We start from the raw sequence: 19427 nt of genomic DNA on the forward strand, positions 1-19427 counted from the left end.
ATCTCAAGTATTTGACTTTCAAATAGTAAAGGCTATAAAATTTATTCAAATTAAGGGGGTAAAATCCATGCGCTTAATCCCCCTAAATTTTTCAAAATAAAGCTGATTGGATTTCCTATAATTGAGCGATGACTATCATTTGTTGAGATGCGTACAAGAAAAATCATTCACATTGATATGGATGCCTTCTATGCTTCGGTAGAGATGCGGGATAACCCCTCTTTGCAATCGCGCCCTCTTGCTGTTGGAGGTGATCCTGAAGGAAGAGGCGTGATTGCTACTGCCAATTATGTGGCAAGAAAATATGGCGTGCGTTCAGCGATGCCATCTTGGAAGGCAAAGCAATTATGCCCTGATTTACTGATCATCTTTCCAAATTTTGATAAATACAAAAAGGAAAGCTTAGCCATTCAAGAGATATTCCATTCCTTTACAGATGCAATCGAACCCCTCTCTTTAGATGAAGCGTATTTAGATGTATCGGAAACTGCGGCTTTTGGAGGAAGCGCCACATTAATTGCAAAAGAGATTCGCAGGCAAATTTGGGAAGAGCGGCGCTTAACGGCTTCAGCCGGAGTGGCGCCTAATAAATTCTTAGCTAAAATTGCCAGTGAGTGGAATAAGCCGAATGGACTCTTTGTTGTCACTCCGGATGAGGTGAACGCCTTCATTAAACAGCTGCCCATTGAAAAAATTTGGGGAATCGGCCATGTCACAGCGCAAAAGCTTCATGCATTAAATATTTATACGTGTGAACAATTGCAGCAATGGGATATTTCGCTATTACACGATCATTTTGGCAGTCGGGCCTGGACTCTTTTTGAGCTTTGCCGAGGCATTGATAACCGCTCCGTTGTAACGGACCGTATTCGCAAATCCATCAGTGTAGAGTCGACCTTTATCCACGATCTTCCCACTTTTGAAAGCTGCCTCTTGCATCTGCCGGATCTTTACGAAAGGCTTGTTGCCCGCTATGAAAAAATCAAACAGCATTACCTCATTAAAAAGCCTTTTGTAAAAGTCAAGTTTGCAGACTTTTCAACAACCACAGCAGAGAGCGGACTTTATCCTTTATTTAATTTGGATAACTACAAAGCCTTGGTTGAAATCGGATGGATGCGCAAAAAGCAGCCCGTTCGATTGCTTGGACTGGGCATCAATTTAAGCATTGGCGAAGAGATTCAACTGACTTTGTTTTAGTCATTGAACTGATCATCTTTATCGCACGGGCTTGGCTTTTTGCTCTAACTCAGCAATATAGCTCGCTTGATCGCGATGCGTGGCTATCCAAGCTTCGCGCTCTTGCCTCATTTGATTGAGATGCGATGCAATTGTCTTTGGGGTTACCAGAATTCCGAAATGATCAATTTCGACAGGACGATCATAGAGCTTGGTCAAGATCATTTGTCCGACAGGGCGTGTAAAGTGACTGCAGTCCAAATAAAGAGGACCGGAGATTTGTTGACATTGTTGCATGGTGACAGGGTTATAACCGCTAAAGTCATAAAAGGGATGAATTTGACAAAGAGTCATTTTGAGATTCTCAAGAGAGGGTCCCAGTCCTTTTTGATAAATGGCTTCCCAATAAACGGCTTGAGCAGGAGGAAAGTAGACCTTTAGTTGGACGCCGCTGTTTTGGCATTTTTGGACAATTTGTGCAAAGGACTCGACTTGCTTGGAATCCATCTCAAATTTGCCATACCATTCATGACTAATTAAAATATCTTTAAGAAACCTCTTGTCTTCTTCGTTAATCTCATGGGAATTCAAGGCGATCTCTTTGCCTTCTTGAAAAGGCCAGTACTGACGCTGCACATTTTCAGCAAGCGTTAAAAAGCTATTTTTCAAGGCATGTGCCGTGAAAAGCGAACCAATATAATCATCTAAAATCATGGAGTTGGTTTTCAATCGCTTTGAATCGTATTCGGGATTTATTTTGCGATTACGGTTGAACATGAACAAATCCACATCCATGATCACTTCTTTAAGGTCCGGCTGGTTATATAGCGCATGCTCTAGATAAGCATATAGTTCTTCTATCGTTGCGGCTGGCAAGCCAACATTAAGGGCCGGATAAGGCGTTAGGTCCTTTAAGTCTTCTCCATGCATTCCCGCCCTTGTCCGGGAAGAGCCAAGCAAGATGACTTTGGGTTTTGCTTTTTCTACTTCAAGAGCCTTGATTAATCGAACATGCTGTTCGGCTTGAGGCTTATGCGTATTTAATCCATTGAGTTGGGGTGAGTTAAAAATCCCATAAGGATCTATGGCCCAGTTGAAAGCAATGATAAGCGGAATAGCAACTCCTAGCAGACAAAAAAAAGTCAGTATAAAATGGCGGTAATGGGAATGTTCATTCATGGTATCTAGAATTGGTAATAGAGGAATTCCGTGACTTCTTTTAAGTTTAAGAGTGCAAAGAGAAACAATCCCCCGCATACGGCACCGGCCCATCGATAACGAGAAAACCGCTCTTTCAAGGCGTTCGAATTAGGTAAAAACAATACGATAAGCATCAGCGCTGGAATTAAAACCACATCCTTAGCTTTAAATAGCGAATTTTCTAGGTGCATGAAGACAATTCCCCAGTTGCTTAAAAAACCAAGCGAATCTGCCAATTTAGCCGGTAAAACAATACCATTGCCTCCTATCATTCCCTTTAAAATATGGAATGCCATTTCAATGGTTGGCGAGCGAAAAATCACCCATGCGATAATGACAGCCAATAATGTCAGAATCTGTCCTACGCTGTTTTTCATTTGGTATCCCATCCATCTCCATGTATGATTGATCACCAGGAAAAAGCCATGGCATGCCCCCCATAAGACAAATGTCCAGCCAGCGCCGTGCCATAAGCCTCCTAACAGCATCGTTAAAAATAGGTTGCGCATTTTGGACTGATGGCCCTGACGATTTCCTCCCAATGGGATATAGAGATAGTCTTTCAAAAAGGTCGATAACGAAATATGCCAGCGTCGCCAAAAATCAATAATGGAAGTGGCTTGATAAGGCGAATTAAAGTTAATGGGCAGATGCAGGTTGAAGAGAAGGCCCAAACCGACAGCCATATCCGAATAGCCGGAAAAATCAAAATACAGCTGCAAGGTATAAGTAATGGCTCCAAACCAGGCTTGTAAAAAGGGCATGGGATCGCCCACAGATCCGTCAAAAATGGGTTTAACAAGCCCTGCCAAGTAATCGGCAATCAAGACTTTTTTCCCCAAGCCGATGACAAATAAGAAAAGGCCTTTGGCAAAATTCTCGGTAGACCACCACTCCCCTTGTCCAAAGCGGTTAAATTGATCGGTCATCTCCTTATGATGAAGGATGGGACCTGCAATCAGATGGGGAAAAACTGTCACAAACAGACTATAAGAGACAAGGCTTGATCGGTTGGCTTTCTTTTGATAGACATCGACCAAATAGGCGATCTGGGTAAAAGTAAAAAATGAAATGCCCAGCGGAAGAATGGATGAATTAACTACAATGTCAGGCCCAAGCCAAGGAATCAACATGCTTAAAAAAAAGGCAACGTACTTAAAATAAAAGAGCAAGGCTAAATCGACTCCGACAGCCCCTAGCAAGAAGATTTTTTTATACTTTTGTGAAACTAAGCGCTGAAGCTGCTCGCCGGCTAAGTAATTAAAAAGAATAGAACCGCAAAGCAAAATGAGAAAGCGAGGATCCCAATAGGCGTAAAAGAACAGTGAACTGAACAAGAGCGTGACCAAGGCCATTTTGGGCAAATGCAAGGACATACAGAGGAAATATCCTCCCAGCACAAGGGGCAAAAAGAGAAAAATAAAGGAGTAAGAGTTGAAAAGCATAGGGAAAATCTAGCTAGATATTTTTGCCGTTATCCTATCAATAAGAGAAGCAGGTGTCAATTTGAAATAGATCAAACTTTAATAGGAAGGTAAAAAAATAGCCAAATAACACTCTAACCCCATTCAAAAGGGGATTTTAGCATCTAAGAGGGAGCGCTAAAACCGCTAATGACCGAGATTCGCGTTTTTTTCCCTGGGTGGCAATAAGGGGGAACGGGCCATATCCACTCAATATGGCCTGTTCTCTCCTGCCTCTAGGGAGAACCTTATGGGGTTTACCCTCTAAGATGCTTGAGAATTAATGCGTTCCCACTCGTTTTTTATCGTTTCAGCTAAAGTCATGGGATCGAAGGGCTTTGCAATGACATTGCTAGCTCCCATTCTGATAAATTCATCTATTTCATTCTTTTGGACCTTGGCAGTCAAAAAAACAACCGGAATTTTAGAGAGAGAAGGAATGAGCCGCAAAGCCTGAAGCGTGGCTTGTCCGTCCATTCCGGGCATCATAAAATCCAATATGATCAGATCCGGCTGGAAGGTTAAGGCATCTTGCAAGGCTTCTTGGCCTGATCCCAAATAGTGCACTTCAACGTCCGGCAAATCTTCCATGCAGTATTTTAGAATGTCCAAAATGTTCTCTTCATCATCTGCTATAATAATTTTCTTGAGAGGTTTATTGGCCATAATCTTCCTCAATTATCTGGGTTTCTTTGGAGGCTATGATTGATTTAAGGATTCGAATCAGCTCGCTTTCTGTTGTTCGCGATTTCACTAAAAACCGTTTAACTTCGCTACCGTATTGACGGTCTTCTTCCCGTGCCGAGAAAATAACCACGGGAATGATTTGACCGGTCCGCGGGTTCAGGCAAGGAAGAAGGTCCGCTCCCGTTCCGTCCGGAAGGATCAAATCTAGCAAGACTAAATCAAATTCTTCGCTTGCCAATTTTTCTCGCGCTTCTTTTAAAGTACAAACGGGAAAAATCTGTAATTGGTCTTTTACAATGATTTTAATGACTTCTATTAATTCCAGATCATCTTCTACGTATAAGACTTTTGGCAATTGCGAATTCAGCCTTTTCTTGATTCCTTGAATAAAAGTAGAAATTTGTCCTGAATCCGCTTGTTTGTCCAGCCATCCAAAAATAGGAAAGATTTTTCCCATTTCTTTATTTTTTTCCTGATCGCTGGAAACGAGAATAATCGGAAGTTGGGGATTTAATCCCTTATTGTAAATTTCCTTAATTAGTTCGATATCCTCGCCTTTTATGCCTTCAACGTCAATAATAGCGGCGCTATATGCCTGCTTTTGAACGAGTACAGTCGCTTGCGAAAGCGTACTGACGATATCAGCTAAAAGTCCATTTTCCTCCAACTCGCGCTTTAAATTTTTAGAAAATTCCGTATTGCTAGAGAGAATAAGTAAAAAAGGGGCAATACTGCTGTCTTGAGGGAGGCATTGAATCAAAGGAACGGCTTCATGCCATTTAGGAAGATCAAAATAAAAGGTTGTTCCTTCTTTGACTTTTGAAATGAAGTGAATCGTTCCCCCATGTTTTTCAATAATGTTTTTACAAATGTATAATCCAAGGCCCGTTCCTGCAGAAGGTCTTGAGCTTGATGCATCCGCTTGAGCGAATTTCTTAAACACTTGATTTTGAAATGAATCCTCAATTCCGCATCCCTCATCTTTGATAGACACGCGAACGCTAGTCGTATTCTGTGTCGCGCTGATAAATACGTGGCCATTTGGATTTGAGAATTTAATTGCATTAGAAAGAAGATTATCCAGGACTTGCAGCAGGCGATCAGCGCTTCCAAAAATCTTTGCTCCCTCTGTCAACTGTTCAACCTTTATTTGGACTTTAAATTTTTCTGCATAGGATTGGCTGCTTTCGACAGCTGTATGGATCAAGTCATCAATATTAAGCGGTTCAAAGTGAAGCTCTATCTTTCCTACCTCCATTTTTTCCATATCTAAAATGTCGTTGATGAGGCGGATCAGACGTTCGCAATTGTTATAGGCAATTTCAATGAGATGAAGGGAGCGGGGCTTTAATTCTTCTTTTGATTTTCCAATTAATAGGCCAAGAGATCCGCGAATAGAAGTAAGCGGGGTTCTCAGTTCATGGCTGACTACTGAAATAAACTCGTTCTTCACTTTATCAGCATGCACCCGTTCTGTGATATCGCGGTCTGCACCTCGATAGCCGGTAATTTCCCCTTGTGCACTTATGATAGGCTCGGCATTGCTCTCCAACCATTTAATGGAGCCATTTTTATGCCTCCATTGATGAACTAGGGCAATCCACCCTTTCTGTTTGTTGAGATAATTTTTAAATTCTTGAGTCCATTTTTTTCTATCTCCTGCATCTAATAAAAATGAGATATCGGCGCCTATAATTTCTTCTACCTTATATCCCAAGATGGTCTTTATGGCGTTATTGGAAAAGGTAATTTTTCCTTCTGCATCAATTGACCATATCCAATCATTGGTCGTTTCAATAAAGGCCCGGAAATTTTCTTGGTGTTTTTGCGCTTCCTCTTGTGCGCGTTTAAATTCCGAAATATCTCGTGCGATTGCACACGATCCCACAATTGCTCCAGTCCGATCTTTGATTGGAGAAAACGCAGCTAAGCACCAGCATAGTTCTCCATTTTTTCGCTTCCGCACTGTTTCAAGTGTTGAGATGAATTCCCCTCGGCTGGTTATATCTAATATATATTGAAGCTCTTCAAATTTTTCTGGAGGATAAAGTATTTGAACAGATTTGCCAATCGCCTCTTCTTCCGTATAATAAAAGATTTGTTCGGCGCCTTTATTCCAACTCGTGATGATGCCATCTAGATTCTTGCTAATAATAGCCTCGTTAGAGCATTGAACAATGGAAGCTAAAAAGGCTTGCGCACTCTCATCTTTCTTTTGCTGCATAAAGAGACCGATAGTCGAACCGATCGCGTAGCAAAAATTAAGAAAAAAAATATCGATTTTATCGTTAAAACGTGTCCGTCTGAAAAATTCAATGACTCCTAGAACGATATTTTTGTCTTTTTGCATGGCTAAGATAGGAAATCCAAGCGCTCCTTTTAATCCTATTGCGCGAGCTTTCTCTGCCTGTGCAAAGTTATGCTTTAATTCGATATCTTGTATCCATAAAGGCCCCACATAGTCCCATATTTCACCTAAAAAGCTTTGTCCTTTATGTAAAATTAAGTCGCGTGTTTCCTTTTCAAATTCTTCTATATTAAAAGACGGGACATGCCAAATATTCAGGCACTCCATTTCTTGGGCATTATCTTTTAACTCCCAAAACACAGCTATATCCCATTCCAGATCTTTTCCCAATGCCTCTAAAATTTTCGGAGCTGCTTCTTTAATGCTAATAGAGGTTTGAAGGATTTTGGCTACTGCTAATTGCCCCTCTAGCAGTTTTAAATTTCGCTGGTTTTCCGTGATATCCCAGCAAATTCCCGTCATCTTAAGCGTACTTTCCTTCTCAACTACCCCTATCTTTCCTTTTATCGAAAGATAACGAAAGGGCTGCTGGGGAGAAGCGATGCGGATATGGGTTTCCAGGGAGCCTCTATTATTCAAAGCTTCATTTAATTGCAATTTGAGCCGGTTTTTATCTTCCTCTAAAACATAAATAAAAGCTTCATCCCAACTTCTTAAAGACGCTCTATTTGGCAAGCCAAGAAAACTTGACGTGTGCGAATCGGTAAAGACTTGATCTGTCTCCAAATTCCAAGACCAAACTCCCATCTCCGCCGATTTTAAAGCTAAATCGAGCTTATCCTGATTTTCAGTGAGTTCTTCACTGATTTGCTGGATTTGCTTAAGCTTTCTCTGGCTAAACTGCCATAAATAAATCAGGATTCCTAGTATACAGCTTAAAAGGAATCCTCCCAGTATGCTTATCCATCTAATCTCTTGATTGATTGTTTCATTGATTTTTGCTGTGGAAGGAAAAACGTCTAGAATCAAATCGAGGCCAGGCAACTCTAAATGGCTTTGGTCGCTCCACTGTTTCATTGTGGGTGTGGGAGACTCATTGAGTTGATAAATGAGAATAGAGTCCTGAAGAACTTGAATGGTATAGTCTGTAGAAGCTAAATTTTGGATAATAGTGTCAAAAAGCTGATAGCTATTCGCTAGGCCAACTAAATACATATTCTGAGTTTCATCAGGAGGAATGATGAAAATGAGATAAGGAGAAAAATATTTAATAAGAAAGCGAGAGGAAGGAATCGTTTCAACTTCTTGCTTTAACTCATCTGAAAACAAATTAGAAAAGTCAACTAATTGGGCTTGCTTTGGGATGAAATTTTGTACATGGAAATCGGAATCCAGCCAGGCAATTTGCTTCAGATCGTGAACATTTTCCATTAAAAAAAGGGCATCTTGTTCCCATTCAGTAGAATTTATAGAAATCGGCCTTAATTCAGTCCGCCTAACCATCCTAACAAGAAGAAATCCTTTTTCTTCCAGTTCAAATGAAAGATTGGCGCGGATTTCCCGAGCTTTTTCTTTAATATCTCGGTGAAGGGATTGAGCTTGGCCATGCCAAACGCCCCAGATTTCCAAAAGACAAAAAAGAAAAACGCCAATAGAAACTAAAAAAGGATACAGGTAAGAAATATCAATATGGTGAATGTGATTGAAATATAAGATTCTAGATAAAATTCCAATTGAAAGAAGAATTAAGGTAATCCCCGTCAATAGAGCCATAGCTGTTGCATGGCTAATCCCTAATGTGGTTTGAATAGAAATGAAGTAGTTAAACAGACCAAAGAATCCAACTGCAAAAACAAGAATAGTAAAAATAAAGGCAAGTGTACTGCGAGTTGGATTGATACGCTGATGAGATAAGAATGAGAAAGCCGATCCGATAAAGATAAAGGCAAGGGCTGTTAAGGGAGACATGCGTCCAGGATAATAAGATGGGCTAACAATATAGGATTTGAAAAAGAGCTCATCGATCCCTAAATCAATTTTTCCTACATATTCAATTAAGGTTAGCAGGCCCCAGCCCCCTATTATGAATCCCAGCCAGCGGCTTAAGGAGAAGTGATTCGAAATCAAAATATCATAAATAAGCGCAAGGCTAGATAAAGCCAGTAAAAGGGCCGTATTATATTGGATGGGAGGAAGATCAGCGCCTATCTCTAAAACGGGATAATAATGGATATGCCAGCTGATCAAGTGAATTAACGAGATCGCCAGGGAGATAAACCCTGTTACCAGCGCGATCGCTCGAGTGACTCTTGAATATTTGTCAAATTTCATAATTGAATTTTATCGTTAGCCTTTGCAAACACGCACTCTCTTAGCGATTTTAAGATAGCTTCTTAAAGACTTTCTAAATATCTCTATGTAATCTATATATCTTTTTTGGGGAAGCATTTCAAATAAACATTTTAATCTATGCCTTTTTCTCATGGGATAAATACGCGAATAACGTCAATAGCCATTTAGAAATACGCTCTAGACTCAAGAGATACTTTATTGGTGAGATAGCAAAATTTTAAACAATCGGTAATAAAGTATCTGAAAAAGAAAATGAAGAGTTTCTATGACACATCTGCTTTTACTGGATAATTCGACCAACCTTATTAATTCTTTAGATAAAATCTGTCAGTCTGCCCATATTTTGTTAGATAAAGTCAATCAGGAAGAAGAAGCTAAAAGAAAGATTGAACAAGAAGACTATCAAGGCATTATTATTCGAGAAACCTATGCTAAAGAGTACTTAGCCTTTATTCAATGGATACGAGCTGAATCAAAAAAAAATCTATTTATCGCTCTTTTATCGCCAGTTTTTGATCAATTAGAGGATTATCAGGCCTTAAAACAGAACGACAAAATAGAGTATATTTTGCCTCCTTTCCCTTCTTATTCCTATCTAGTCGGATTAATAAGCAACTTTGATATGGATCACAGCGCGGGAAAAAACGAAGACATTCGCAAGACTTTGCCGCCAGCTCTTCAAAATAAATACCGCGCATCTCTTTATCCTAAATTTCAAAGCTTAGAGGCTCTATTTAAGACAATTCGAAATGATCCCTCGCATATTGATCCTTTAAGCGAGTTGCGCTTGGAAGTGCATAAAATAACGGGAAGTGCAGGGACTTACGGCTATTTGGAAACGAGTCGAATTTGCAGGAAATGCGAAGAACGTGTTCAAGCCTTTCTGGCGCAAGAAAAAAAGGATAAAATACCGGAGGATTTAATTTGCTACCTTCAGCAGTTCCTCATTGATTTAAGGCTTTATTTTCAGCATGTGATTCCAAAAGAAGACAAGGACGCAAAGCCTGCCTTAACAAGCGAAACATTAGACGCGGATAGCAGTCCCTCTTCGGTTAAGCCTCCCCTTTTATCTTCAGCAAAGAGCGCTGAAGCAAGCCAAGCCGTGATTCTTGCTATTCAAGGATCCGCCATCCTTTATCTTTTTAAGAAAAAATGCATGGAAATGTTTATTAAAACGGAAGTGGAACCTAATCCAGATAAGGTTTTGGAACGGCTAAAAACGGAAGATATTCACTATTTCTGCTTAATTGCCGAGGAAAGCTATGCTAAAGGAAAAATAAATGGTTATCAACTCATTGAGCAGGTCAGAAAAGAAGCGAAATATCCTCCAAGACAATTTGGGATTATTCTCAAACAAAATACGATTGACAATTGGATGAAAGCAATCGGAGCTGAAATTGATTATATTTTTAAGCCTAACTTGACGGAAGAAAATATAAGGGATGTTTTAGAAGCCATTAATGCAGCAATAAAAAAGGCCTGATGATCCATTCATTTGTCATCAGGCCTTGCTAGAATAAACTTAATTATAAACTTTTGGCAAGCTCTTCCAGATATTCAACAAGGACAGCGGTCTCTTTAGGATTCAAGCCCGGATTAATGCGGAGGCTTGTGACATCGGACTCGGTATCCAGCAAGGTGATATTGGGATGATAAAATCCAAAGCTTGGCCTTCTAAAGGCTTTAACGTCATGTTCATCGCATTTTTGGTAAAACTTCTTGATCATGTCTTTTGCTTTTGCGCGGTGCCCCTTACCTACAAACTTGATGTCGATAAAGCTAGGTTCAATTTTATCATCAAACGTGCTTACCCAAACCTTTTGAGTGCCTGGTTGAGTAGGCTGTAAACGCTGAGGGATTTTTTTGATCAGATCTTTTGTGTTGTCAAAAATTTGTTTGCGGTACTGGTCTATTGTATCGGCTGCATATTGATTTGATAGGCAAAACCACTGCTGGCTGAGAGGATCCGTCTTATGGACCGGATTTCTTAATAAACCATTAAATGGCGTCCACTGAGAGGAGCCGTTATTGACCATGAAAAAGGGCGAGCCGTAGTAATTGTCCATCCCTAGCATATCAAATTTTTGCCCGCTATGGAAGAATACAAGGTTTAATTCCCCAGCTTTGATCTCTTCTTGAAATTTCGCTAGCAAGGCTTTGACTTCTTCCGATTTGAGGTATTCGATTGTGCAATCAACCGCAACGGTCAAAGGCACTTTTGCCGCCGATTTTCTGTTTTTTTCTAGAATTTGCTGGATATCGCTTGCGATGTCCACTTTTTCATAGTGATGATGAGTCGCACCAATTTCAATGTTTGGATTGGTCTGACAAGCATAGAAGTCAACCGCTTTAACGGTCTCATCTTTCATCATTTCTTCAAATGTATAGTCATGCCCCATTGTAAAGGCTTGTTCATAATAAAGCCCTTTACTATAGCATCTGACAGCCTCGGGATTCTGCTTTAAGAGAGCGGCATTCATACCTGCAAAGAGGTTGACAGCTGTTTTACCTACGCCGGTTTGGACAGAGGCCTGAAGATTTTCCGGAACAATCGCCTTTAATTGCTCTTTAAAAATTTTAGGAAAATCTTTTTCTTCATAGGGACGAAAGAGCTCAAGCAAGGTCGCCATTTCCGCATGAGCCAATTCAATCTCTTGGGCAAATTTTGGAAAGTCATTCATCTGGAATTCCGCCATAGCCAAGCGCTCTTTGAGCTGATAAAGAGTCGTCTGAATAATCTTCCTTGTGGCGTGATCGGCATTGAGGGTGCGCCATTTATCTTCGCTGATTTGAGCCATCATCCCATTTACTAGTTGCATGGTTGATTGCCCCAGAATGGCTAAATGAGGATTCTCCTTCATCAATTCGCTTGAAGCAAACTTTTTTGTAAGCCGCTTCATGAGCGCCATATCTGCCAAATCCGTTTTTTTCTTAAAGTAAAGCGCGTTATCGCCTTGTACGGCATAATGAATATCGGGGCGAGATTCATGCGCATTCATGACATATCTGCGCATATTGACGGCGCCTAAAATGGTTCCCGTGTGGTTAAGAAATTCGACAAACTCTTCGTGATCTTTCTCTAATGTTTTCCCATCTAATTTATCGGTGAAGAGTGGAAGAACTTTTATTCCGCCCATATTTTCATTTACTTTCAAGCGAGACAAAGCGGTTATGTTCTTTTTAAGATAGGCTTTCACCTTATTCCTCGCCTCTTCATCCTCTCTTAACTCGGGGTATTGATCAGCTAGGCGGTCAACGGCTTCATCGATTGCCATATTGAGTTTTTCTTTAAATTCATTTAACTGCTGGACAAATTGCTCCTCTTTTTCTTGCGAGCCATTTGTGCGGATATTTGCAGCTAGCTGAGACGTTAAATCAAATAAGATTCCGCCATGCAGAGTGCCTTCCAATCCCTTTTTTATGCCATTTTTATCAAAATGCTTAGCAAGCACTTGGGCCATTGCTTGCCCCCATTCTTTTTCCCCTGCTTGTTCATTCATGACATGAAAGCTGATTGGGAATAAGTGGTCTAACTCGTCCGTATCTGTAAGGATTAAAGGACTTTTATCTGCAAGGGCTAAATCTTTATTAAAAGGAGCGGTCAATTCCAATTTTTTGAGAAATTCAGTTCGATAATATAAATAGTCGGACTGCGGATGCGCTTGATAATTGCCCTCAAAATCTTTTACCAATTCTTTTGTAGCTTTTGACCGCATGGGAGCGGATTTATCCAAATAATTATTGATCAAGAATTCAATTTGCCTTTTAACTTTTGGATCTTTCGTATCATTGTAGGCGCTTCTTAATAGGCCCAAGTTAAGATGCCAGGCAAATTGCGAAGGAGCAATTTCTTCTTTGCCCTCTAAGAGGGCATGCGCATCGATGGTATTTTTTATAACAGGCACAGCTATGTCATTCACAGAACTGATTGGAGAAGAGGGCGACGTCGTAGCACTCTTTACCGCTTTTGCTTTTTTTGAGCCCCAGCTCGCAAACGTTTGCGAAATAGATGAGAAAAAAGATTTAATAGAATTTAAAACTTTAGAGGCAAAATTTTGAATTTTTTGAGCAAAAGTCAGAACAGGCTCGGGTTCTACTTTAACAGATTTCTGCTTTTGAGGTTCAATAGGAGTGGGTGCGGGAGTCACTCGCAATTTTTTCCCTTCAGCTGCGAATTGTTTAACGTCTTCTCCTACGATCTGCTTCTGTCTATGCCTCGCTGCCTCTCCGGTAAAAGCGGACATAAAAGCTTTATTTTCACTAGAAAAAGCAAAATTGGCAGAGTCTTTATTGGGCTCGGAATCTGCAAAGTATTCGGGATGGAATTGAGTCAAGATCAGAGGCGCTCCCTTTTTGCCTTCTAGCGCTTTAGTCGTCTCTTGCATGGTAACAATTTTTTTGCCGTTTTGGGTCGTCTCTATTTTTCTCTGAAAAACAGCAACTTTTTCTAGGCCTTCGCCAATTTGATCGATGGCTTGATGGTGCTCTGAGTACCCTTCCAATTTACCCTTTTTGGCAAGTCCTCGTATAATTCCCTTCGCCTGCCCCTCTTCTACAGGTAGGAATTGAAAGGCTTGAATTTTGAATTTATGGCCTTCGATATGCTGTTGCAGGGTTCCGCCATAAAAAATATTGCCTAATTGAGAGCCTCGGCAAATTCCCATTAAAGGAAGGCCTTTCTCTCTAGCTTCTCTAATCAAAGCAAATTCAAAAAGGCTTCTACGATAGTCGGGATCTGTAACGGTTTCCTTAGCTTTCTCCTGACCATAAAACTCAGGCTCAATGTCGCTGCCTCCAGGCAGCATCATGGCATCTGTCGCTTTAGCCAATTTGGCGGCATGGGAAACAAGCTTATAAATTTCAGAATTATCTATGCGGCTCTCTTCAGTCGCCATAGTTCTTCGCAAAATCGCTTCCGGAATGCTTAATTTTTCTTCTTCGGGATGGTTTTTAATATATTCCATTTGTTCTTTAACCTGATCCCCTAAGAGAGTCGTATCAATCTTGGAGGGAAAGTAATGAAACTTAACAGGAATACTATCCGCATGCTTGAGCGAACGGTTGGTACGCGTAGCCATCAAACCGGGTTTATGGTTATTCCAAGGCAGAACAACCACAGGCTTGGTCACGATATGCGGTGTGCCTCCGCTAATCGCAAAATGCTTTTTGGCTTCAAACAATAAGCAATTGGTCAAATCGCAATCGGTCAGACGGCAGCTTTTCCCTTCGTCCACTTGGGCTTCAAAGAAATTCGTTCCTGTCATTTCGCAAGATTGAAAGTCAACGCCTTCTAAACGGCAATCATAAAAATTGGCATATTCTAACTGCGCGGATCCAAAACGGACATCCCTCAATTCGCTGCCATCAAAAAGGGCATCTTGCAAGTAGGCGTTATTAAAGGACGTATTCCTAAAGATTGTTTCACATAAAACCGCGTTCTTTAAATTACAATTTTCAAAGGAACATCCTTCAAACGTCGAGCCGGAAAAATTTAAGTATTCTAAGTCGCAATCTTTAAAATGAATGTTTTTAAAATCCACATTCTTAAATAAATCCGTTCCCCAGTAAGGAGGCGTTCCAGCCTTCGAAATAGGCGTCAAAAAGAGGCTCAGCTGTCTGAAATTGATGTTACTCAAATCAGTAGAAGGCCATCCTTGCTGATGTAAGAATTCCGCAAAATCCACTCTTTGGCCAGGATGGTTTCCTTTAAATTCTTTAAGCGCTTGTAAGAGGTGTGTAAATTCCTCGGTATTGCTCGTCGCTTCTTTCACTTTAGCTAAGACTTCGGAGTTGGAAATAGATCCCTTAAAAAGATCCTTGGCTTTCTCATTCACTTTCGAATGCGTTGAACCATCTTTAAAATCCAATAATTTATAAATAATAGATTTGGTTAACGCATTGAATTCTTCATTATTAAGCGTAAATCCACTGGGTACTTTTTGAAAGTTGGATTTAATAATATCTGTACATAAAGCAATAAATTCTTTATCAGAGCTGTTTAATTTAGATAAGTTTGATTCTAAATTATAAACATTAATTTCATCGATAAAGGATTTAATGGAAACAGAATTTACATCGCTCATAATAACCAGTGGGTAAATTGTTTGTTTATAATTATAAAATAAGTTTTCTTTTTTTATAAATATAAAACATTAAAATTTAATTAAGAGACAGTTAAAAATTAGATATTTTTTAAAAAACTAAATATTTAATAATTTAATTACTTTATTTTATATTTTTTCTTTCGAATTGGGTTCGGCTCTGTAGAAACGACTCTTTTCTTTTTACTCATTTCAGTGGAAGCAACTGCCTTAATGGCCGCATTGACAGACCTTTTTTTTCTATAGACGTCTGCCGAGTCGATAAAAGTATCAAAAAAATTATCGTTGGTTTTACTTAAGCGTAGTCCAAAGAGCAAAGTCAGAAATGTCGAATCATCTCCTTTAAATTCAGGATGAAACTGGAGATTAACCAGTGGAGCGCCTCGTTTACCTTCAAATGCTTTTGGTATGCCATTATAGGTAATGACCGTATCAAAATGCTGGTCTGGAATATTCGTATTTGCTTGGTGGTGAGCGCTATAGCCGTTTATAGATCCATCTTTGACAACAGAACGAATGAGGCCGGTTGCCTCCCCTTTTTTGACCGGTTCCGTAGAATAAGACTGTACGCAGAACATCTGTCCTTCTACGTCTTGCCTAATTTTGCCCCCATAAAAGATATTGGCCATTTGAGAGCCTCGGCAAATGCCCATGACAGGAACACCGCGGGTGCGTGCTTCATCTAACAAGCCGAATTCCAGCATGCTGCGGCGGTAATCGGCATCGGTTACTGTTTTAGGCTCTGCCTTTTCACCATAAAACTCTGGTTGAATATCATTTCCGCCGGGTAACAATAGCGCGTCCACGTGAGAGGAGATCAATTTGGCTTCCTCCCTTAAAAGACTTAAGGCTGGATGCTTATCGGGATGTTTTTTGACCATTTCCAACATGGAAGAAGGAATGCTTAGGCTATCCTTTTTTTTAAGATCCGCCTCTATTAAAGCCTTGACTTCCGTATCCAAGACCGTTAGGTCAATTTTTGGCGGGTTATAGTGCACGCGTATTGGAAGGGAGCCTTGCTTTTTTAGGTTGATATAGACTCGATTAGCCGTCATTCCAGGTTTGTCATTAGACCATGGCAAACCAATGATAGGTTTGGTCACGCGTGGTTCGGATTTCCCTTGAATGGTAAAGTCTTTTTGAGCTTCAAATAACAGGCAATTCTCTAGCTGGCAATTGATCAGCTTCCCAGCGTGTACTTTAGCTCCCAAAAAATTCGCTCCCTCCATATGGCAGGATGTCCAGCTAGCGGCCGATAAAGTATTCTGGTAAAAACTTGCATAGTTTAATTTGCTTTGATCGAAAGAGAGTCCTTGACTAGTGGAGTGATTAAAACTACTGTCTTCTAAATTGGATTTGTAAAAATGTACATTCTTTAATTCACAACTAGAAAAAGAAGCTCTTTCTAAACTACAATTATTAAACTGACAATTTTTAAAAACAGATTTATCAAAACAAATACTTTCTATATTGCAGCTTTCAAAACAAATATTTTCAAAATTAACATTGTTAAATAGATCTGTTCCCCAAGCCGGAGCCTTGCTTACGCTTAATTGTTCATTTATAGTGAGTTTATCTATGTACAAATTTAAATGATTAATTCGATTCGAATAACCGCGTGCTTTTAAAAAATCAGTAAAGTTAATTTGCTCATTTGGATGAGACTCTTTATATTTTTTTAATTCACCTAAAACTTTTTTAAGAGAATGTTGCGTAAGTGGTTTTCCTTTAATAGCCACTATTACTTTAGTAGAACTAACTCTTAGTCCTGTAAAATTCAAAATTTTCTTGAAAATCTTTTTGAAGATATGAGAGGATTTTACATCTGTCTTGCTTTGTTTCTCTATTTTTTTAAAGAGACGCTCCGAAAGTGTCTGAAAATCAGAAGTCGACTGATGAGTAGGTGATAATTTATTTTTAGCAATATTTGAACAAAGGAGAATAAATTTTTTTTCTTCTTGGTTTAAAGAGTGCACGCCAGCTTTTAATTGATCATACTCGATTTTATTCAAACTCTGCATGAAATTCGTTGCTATTGAATGAATACCCATAAATTACCAATTTAAATAAGTAAGTTAAAATTTATTCTATTTATATTTAAAATTTGATATTATATTTTATAATTACATTATAACAAATGAAGTATTTAAATTGTGTTAATAAAAAATTAAATATTTTTTAAGAATAAAATTTATAATATATTAATATTCTATTTATTTAATTTTAAATATAAAAAAGTATGATATAATTATTAAATAAACAAGCTTGGTAGGTTTTAGTATGGGTATTAAAACAGAAGTTTTAAGTCATTTGTTTTATGTTGACAATAAAAACAATGTTTGTGTTGATAACAATAAAGGTCATTTATCCTTTCTGGGAAGAGTTATTAATTCTTTAGCAGGTAAAAAAAACTATAAAATTTATGATATCCTAAAAGCTGTTTCTGCCGCTCCTACTAAAAATCTTAGTGAATCTAATATTGAGCTAATTTATAAGAAAGTAGGAAAGAAATTACATATTAATGCTGGTATTGTTGATAGACTTTTTAAATGTATTAATTCAGCAGAAAAGAAAGAAGACTATCAGCAAATACTAAATGATTTATCTAATGAATGTGTAAAAAATAAAAAACAGCTTGGAAAGTTGGAAGAATTTAAAAAGCATTTGGATCCTAATTCTGAAGCTTGCCATATTGTCGATCAAGTTATCAAGGAAACGCAATTAAAAGCTAAGCTATTGGGGATCAAGCTGGACACCGATTTAGCGCATACCTGTCCAGAAGATATAGAATTTTTAGTGAAGACCCGTTTGATTTATTCGATTGTCGGCTATCAAAATACCACAGAGTCGGGTCCGGTCGATCATGAGCTGAAAGTGAGTAAAGATGCCGAAGGGCATGCTTACTTATCAATAAAGAAGCAAGGTCAATGGGTTCCCGTTAAGCAGATTAAAGAAGAATTTGACTGGGATAAGAAAGAAGGGGCCTTGGCCAGCAAGGCCAATCCTAATGAAAGATGGAACTATTTTCATGAAGGGCTAGTGCCTGTCGATCGTTTCTATCACCATGAAGTTGCTCATCAGCCCGATTATCCGGTACAAAATATCCATTTGAAGCCCGTTGCAAAGTTGTCCGAGCAGGAAATGGCCCGCTTATTAGAGCATGCCGGTTCTTTCGAAGCAGACGAGCAGAAAGGCCGGGAAGCCTCTTTCCCTAAAGATGCCGTTATTCAAGTCTTTTCTCATCCCAGACCTATGTCCGAGAAAGGGTGGCTAAAAAACCTGAATGCTCAAGTTCCCGTTCATTGCGGGATTCGCATCATTACTAAAGACGGAAATGTCTATTCGACGGGCTTTGGTTCGACCCTTACGGAAGATAAATATAACACGGGATTGAACAAATTCTTAGGGACCATCAATGGACAGCCCACCATTATGGACTATGAAGAATTTCGTCCCCATGAAGGACGGATCACAACAAGCATTCCGGTCTCTTCCGAGCAAGCTCAGAATATTTTAGACCAATTGAATGGCTATCGGGAAAATACGATTCGCTTCAATATTTTAAAGCAAAACTGCATGAAGTTGGGAACAAACGTATTAGGCATGGCAGGCGTTAATTTAAATCTTCGCATGCCTCTCGATGCGATGCTTTACAGGGCTTTGCCTGATTTACCCGGCAAGCCGATCCATTCTTTAAAGAATAGAGTGAATAAATTAAATGCTGCAATAGATAAACGTGTTCCTACAGCTGTCAAAAAGGCATTTGACGTGTTAGGGAAGATTGTCTGGTTTGTTCCGACTAAATTTGGCGCTCTTTTAAAGAATTTGTTGGCCCTAAGCTTAGGTGGCCATATAGGCTCTCCAATTAAACGCAATCAAGCGGATAATTCCGTTAAGGCGGAATTAGAGGAAAAAGAAAATTTAGAAGGCTTTAAGCGACTAGTAGGAAGTCTATTTGATGAAGAAGCCTCGGATATTCAACACTCTTCTATTTTCATCAATTGGCAGCTTAACCAGAAATCAACCGTTGTCCACCAATATACAGGGCAGCCCAGCATGAGTATTTTGCCGCCTCAAAAAGAAGAGCAGCAAAAATATTCAGAAGAAAGAAAAGCGGAATTCAGCGATATTTATAAATATTCTACACCGATTTTTGCTTAGAATGACTTAAAGAGTCAAAAGGCCAACGTCTTTGCG

At 39.4% G+C, this 19427-nt stretch carries 9 protein-coding genes; 3 read left to right on the plus strand and 6 right to left on the minus strand.

Features of this window, described 5'->3' with window-relative positions; all coding sequences use genetic code 11:
• Positions 1-147 precede the first annotated feature (147 nt).
• The gene (dinB, locus tag BN3769_RS08390) at positions 148-1200 is read left to right on the plus strand and encodes a DNA polymerase IV (RefSeq protein WP_068469501.1); all 1053 of its coding nucleotides are present in this window, start codon (positions 148-150) and stop codon (positions 1198-1200) included.
• Between the two features lie 18 nt (positions 1201-1218).
• Here the strand turns inward: dinB and BN3769_RS08395 are convergent, their stop codons facing one another.
• From BN3769_RS08395 to BN3769_RS08410, 4 genes are all read right to left on the minus strand, one after another.
• Positions 1219-2358, minus strand: coding sequence for a hypothetical protein (locus BN3769_RS08395; RefSeq protein ID WP_068469503.1), 1140 nt, complete (start codon positions 2356-2358; stop codon positions 1219-1221).
• 5 nt (positions 2359-2363) lie between these two features.
• Positions 2364-3755, minus strand: coding sequence for an MBOAT family O-acyltransferase (locus tag BN3769_RS08400; protein ID WP_228840657.1), 1392 nt, complete (start codon positions 3753-3755; stop codon positions 2364-2366).
• A gap of 351 nt (positions 3756-4106) precedes the next feature.
• Entirely contained in the window at positions 4107-4508 is a 402-nt protein-coding gene (locus tag BN3769_RS08405) for a response regulator (protein WP_068469508.1), read from the minus strand.
• A complete protein-coding gene (locus BN3769_RS08410; RefSeq protein ID WP_068469509.1) occupies positions 4498-9108 on the minus strand; it encodes a PAS domain S-box protein in 4611 nt (1536 codons plus the stop codon). Before BN3769_RS08410 ends, BN3769_RS08405 begins: the two co-directional genes overlap by 11 nt.
• A gap of 286 nt (positions 9109-9394) precedes the next feature.
• Here BN3769_RS08410 and BN3769_RS08415 point away from each other — a divergent pair, with 286 nt between their 5' ends.
• Complete coding sequence (locus tag BN3769_RS08415; RefSeq protein ID WP_068469511.1) at positions 9395-10612, plus strand: Hpt domain-containing protein; 1218 nt, start codon at positions 9395-9397, stop codon at positions 10610-10612.
• A 43-nt stretch (positions 10613-10655) separates the two neighbouring features.
• On the opposite strand, the gene BN3769_RS08420 is transcribed toward BN3769_RS08415, so the two are convergent.
• Both BN3769_RS08420 and BN3769_RS08425 read right to left on the minus strand, forming a co-directional pair.
• Complete coding sequence (locus BN3769_RS08420; protein ID WP_068469513.1) at positions 10656-15212, minus strand: gamma-glutamyl-gamma-aminobutyrate hydrolase family protein; 4557 nt, start codon at positions 15210-15212, stop codon at positions 10656-10658.
• 137 nt (positions 15213-15349) lie between these two features.
• A complete protein-coding gene (locus BN3769_RS08425; RefSeq protein WP_079989487.1) occupies positions 15350-17281 on the minus strand; it encodes a gamma-glutamyl-gamma-aminobutyrate hydrolase family protein in 1932 nt (643 codons plus the stop codon).
• Positions 17282-17510: 229 nt separating this feature from the next.
• Here BN3769_RS08425 and BN3769_RS08430 point away from each other — a divergent pair, with 229 nt between their 5' ends.
• Complete coding sequence (locus tag BN3769_RS08430; protein ID WP_068469518.1) at positions 17511-19391, plus strand: hypothetical protein; 1881 nt, start codon at positions 17511-17513, stop codon at positions 19389-19391.
• Positions 19392-19427 lie beyond the last annotated feature (36 nt).

The organism is Candidatus Protochlamydia phocaeensis, from assembly GCF_001545115.1.
GTDB classification, from domain to species: domain Bacteria; phylum Chlamydiota; class Chlamydiia; order Chlamydiales; family Parachlamydiaceae; genus Protochlamydia_A; species Protochlamydia_A phocaeensis.

Bases quoted from the DNA above. Each gene is read 5' to 3' on its own strand.
- dinB (WP_068469501.1), top strand. From the start codon at position 148: ATGCGTACAAGAAAAATCATTCACATTGATATGGATGCCTTCTATGCT.
- BN3769_RS08395 (WP_068469503.1), bottom strand. From the start codon at position 2,358: ATGAATGAACATTCCCATTACCGCCATTTTATACTGACTTTTTTTTGT.
- BN3769_RS08400 (WP_228840657.1), bottom strand. From the start codon at position 3,755: ATGTCCTTGCATTTGCCCAAAATGGCCTTGGTCACGCTCTTGTTCAGT.
- BN3769_RS08405 (WP_068469508.1), bottom strand. From the start codon at position 4,508: ATGGCCAATAAACCTCTCAAGAAAATTATTATAGCAGATGATGAAGAG.
- BN3769_RS08410 (WP_068469509.1), bottom strand. From the start codon at position 9,108: ATGAAATTTGACAAATATTCAAGAGTCACTCGAGCGATCGCGCTGGTA.
- BN3769_RS08415 (WP_068469511.1), top strand. From the start codon at position 9,395: ATGACACATCTGCTTTTACTGGATAATTCGACCAACCTTATTAATTCT.
- BN3769_RS08420 (WP_068469513.1), bottom strand. From the start codon at position 15,212: ATGAGCGATGTAAATTCTGTTTCCATTAAATCCTTTATCGATGAAATT.
- BN3769_RS08425 (WP_079989487.1), bottom strand. From the start codon at position 17,281: ATGGGTATTCATTCAATAGCAACGAATTTCATGCAGAGTTTGAATAAA.
- BN3769_RS08430 (WP_068469518.1), top strand. From the start codon at position 17,511: ATGGGTATTAAAACAGAAGTTTTAAGTCATTTGTTTTATGTTGACAAT.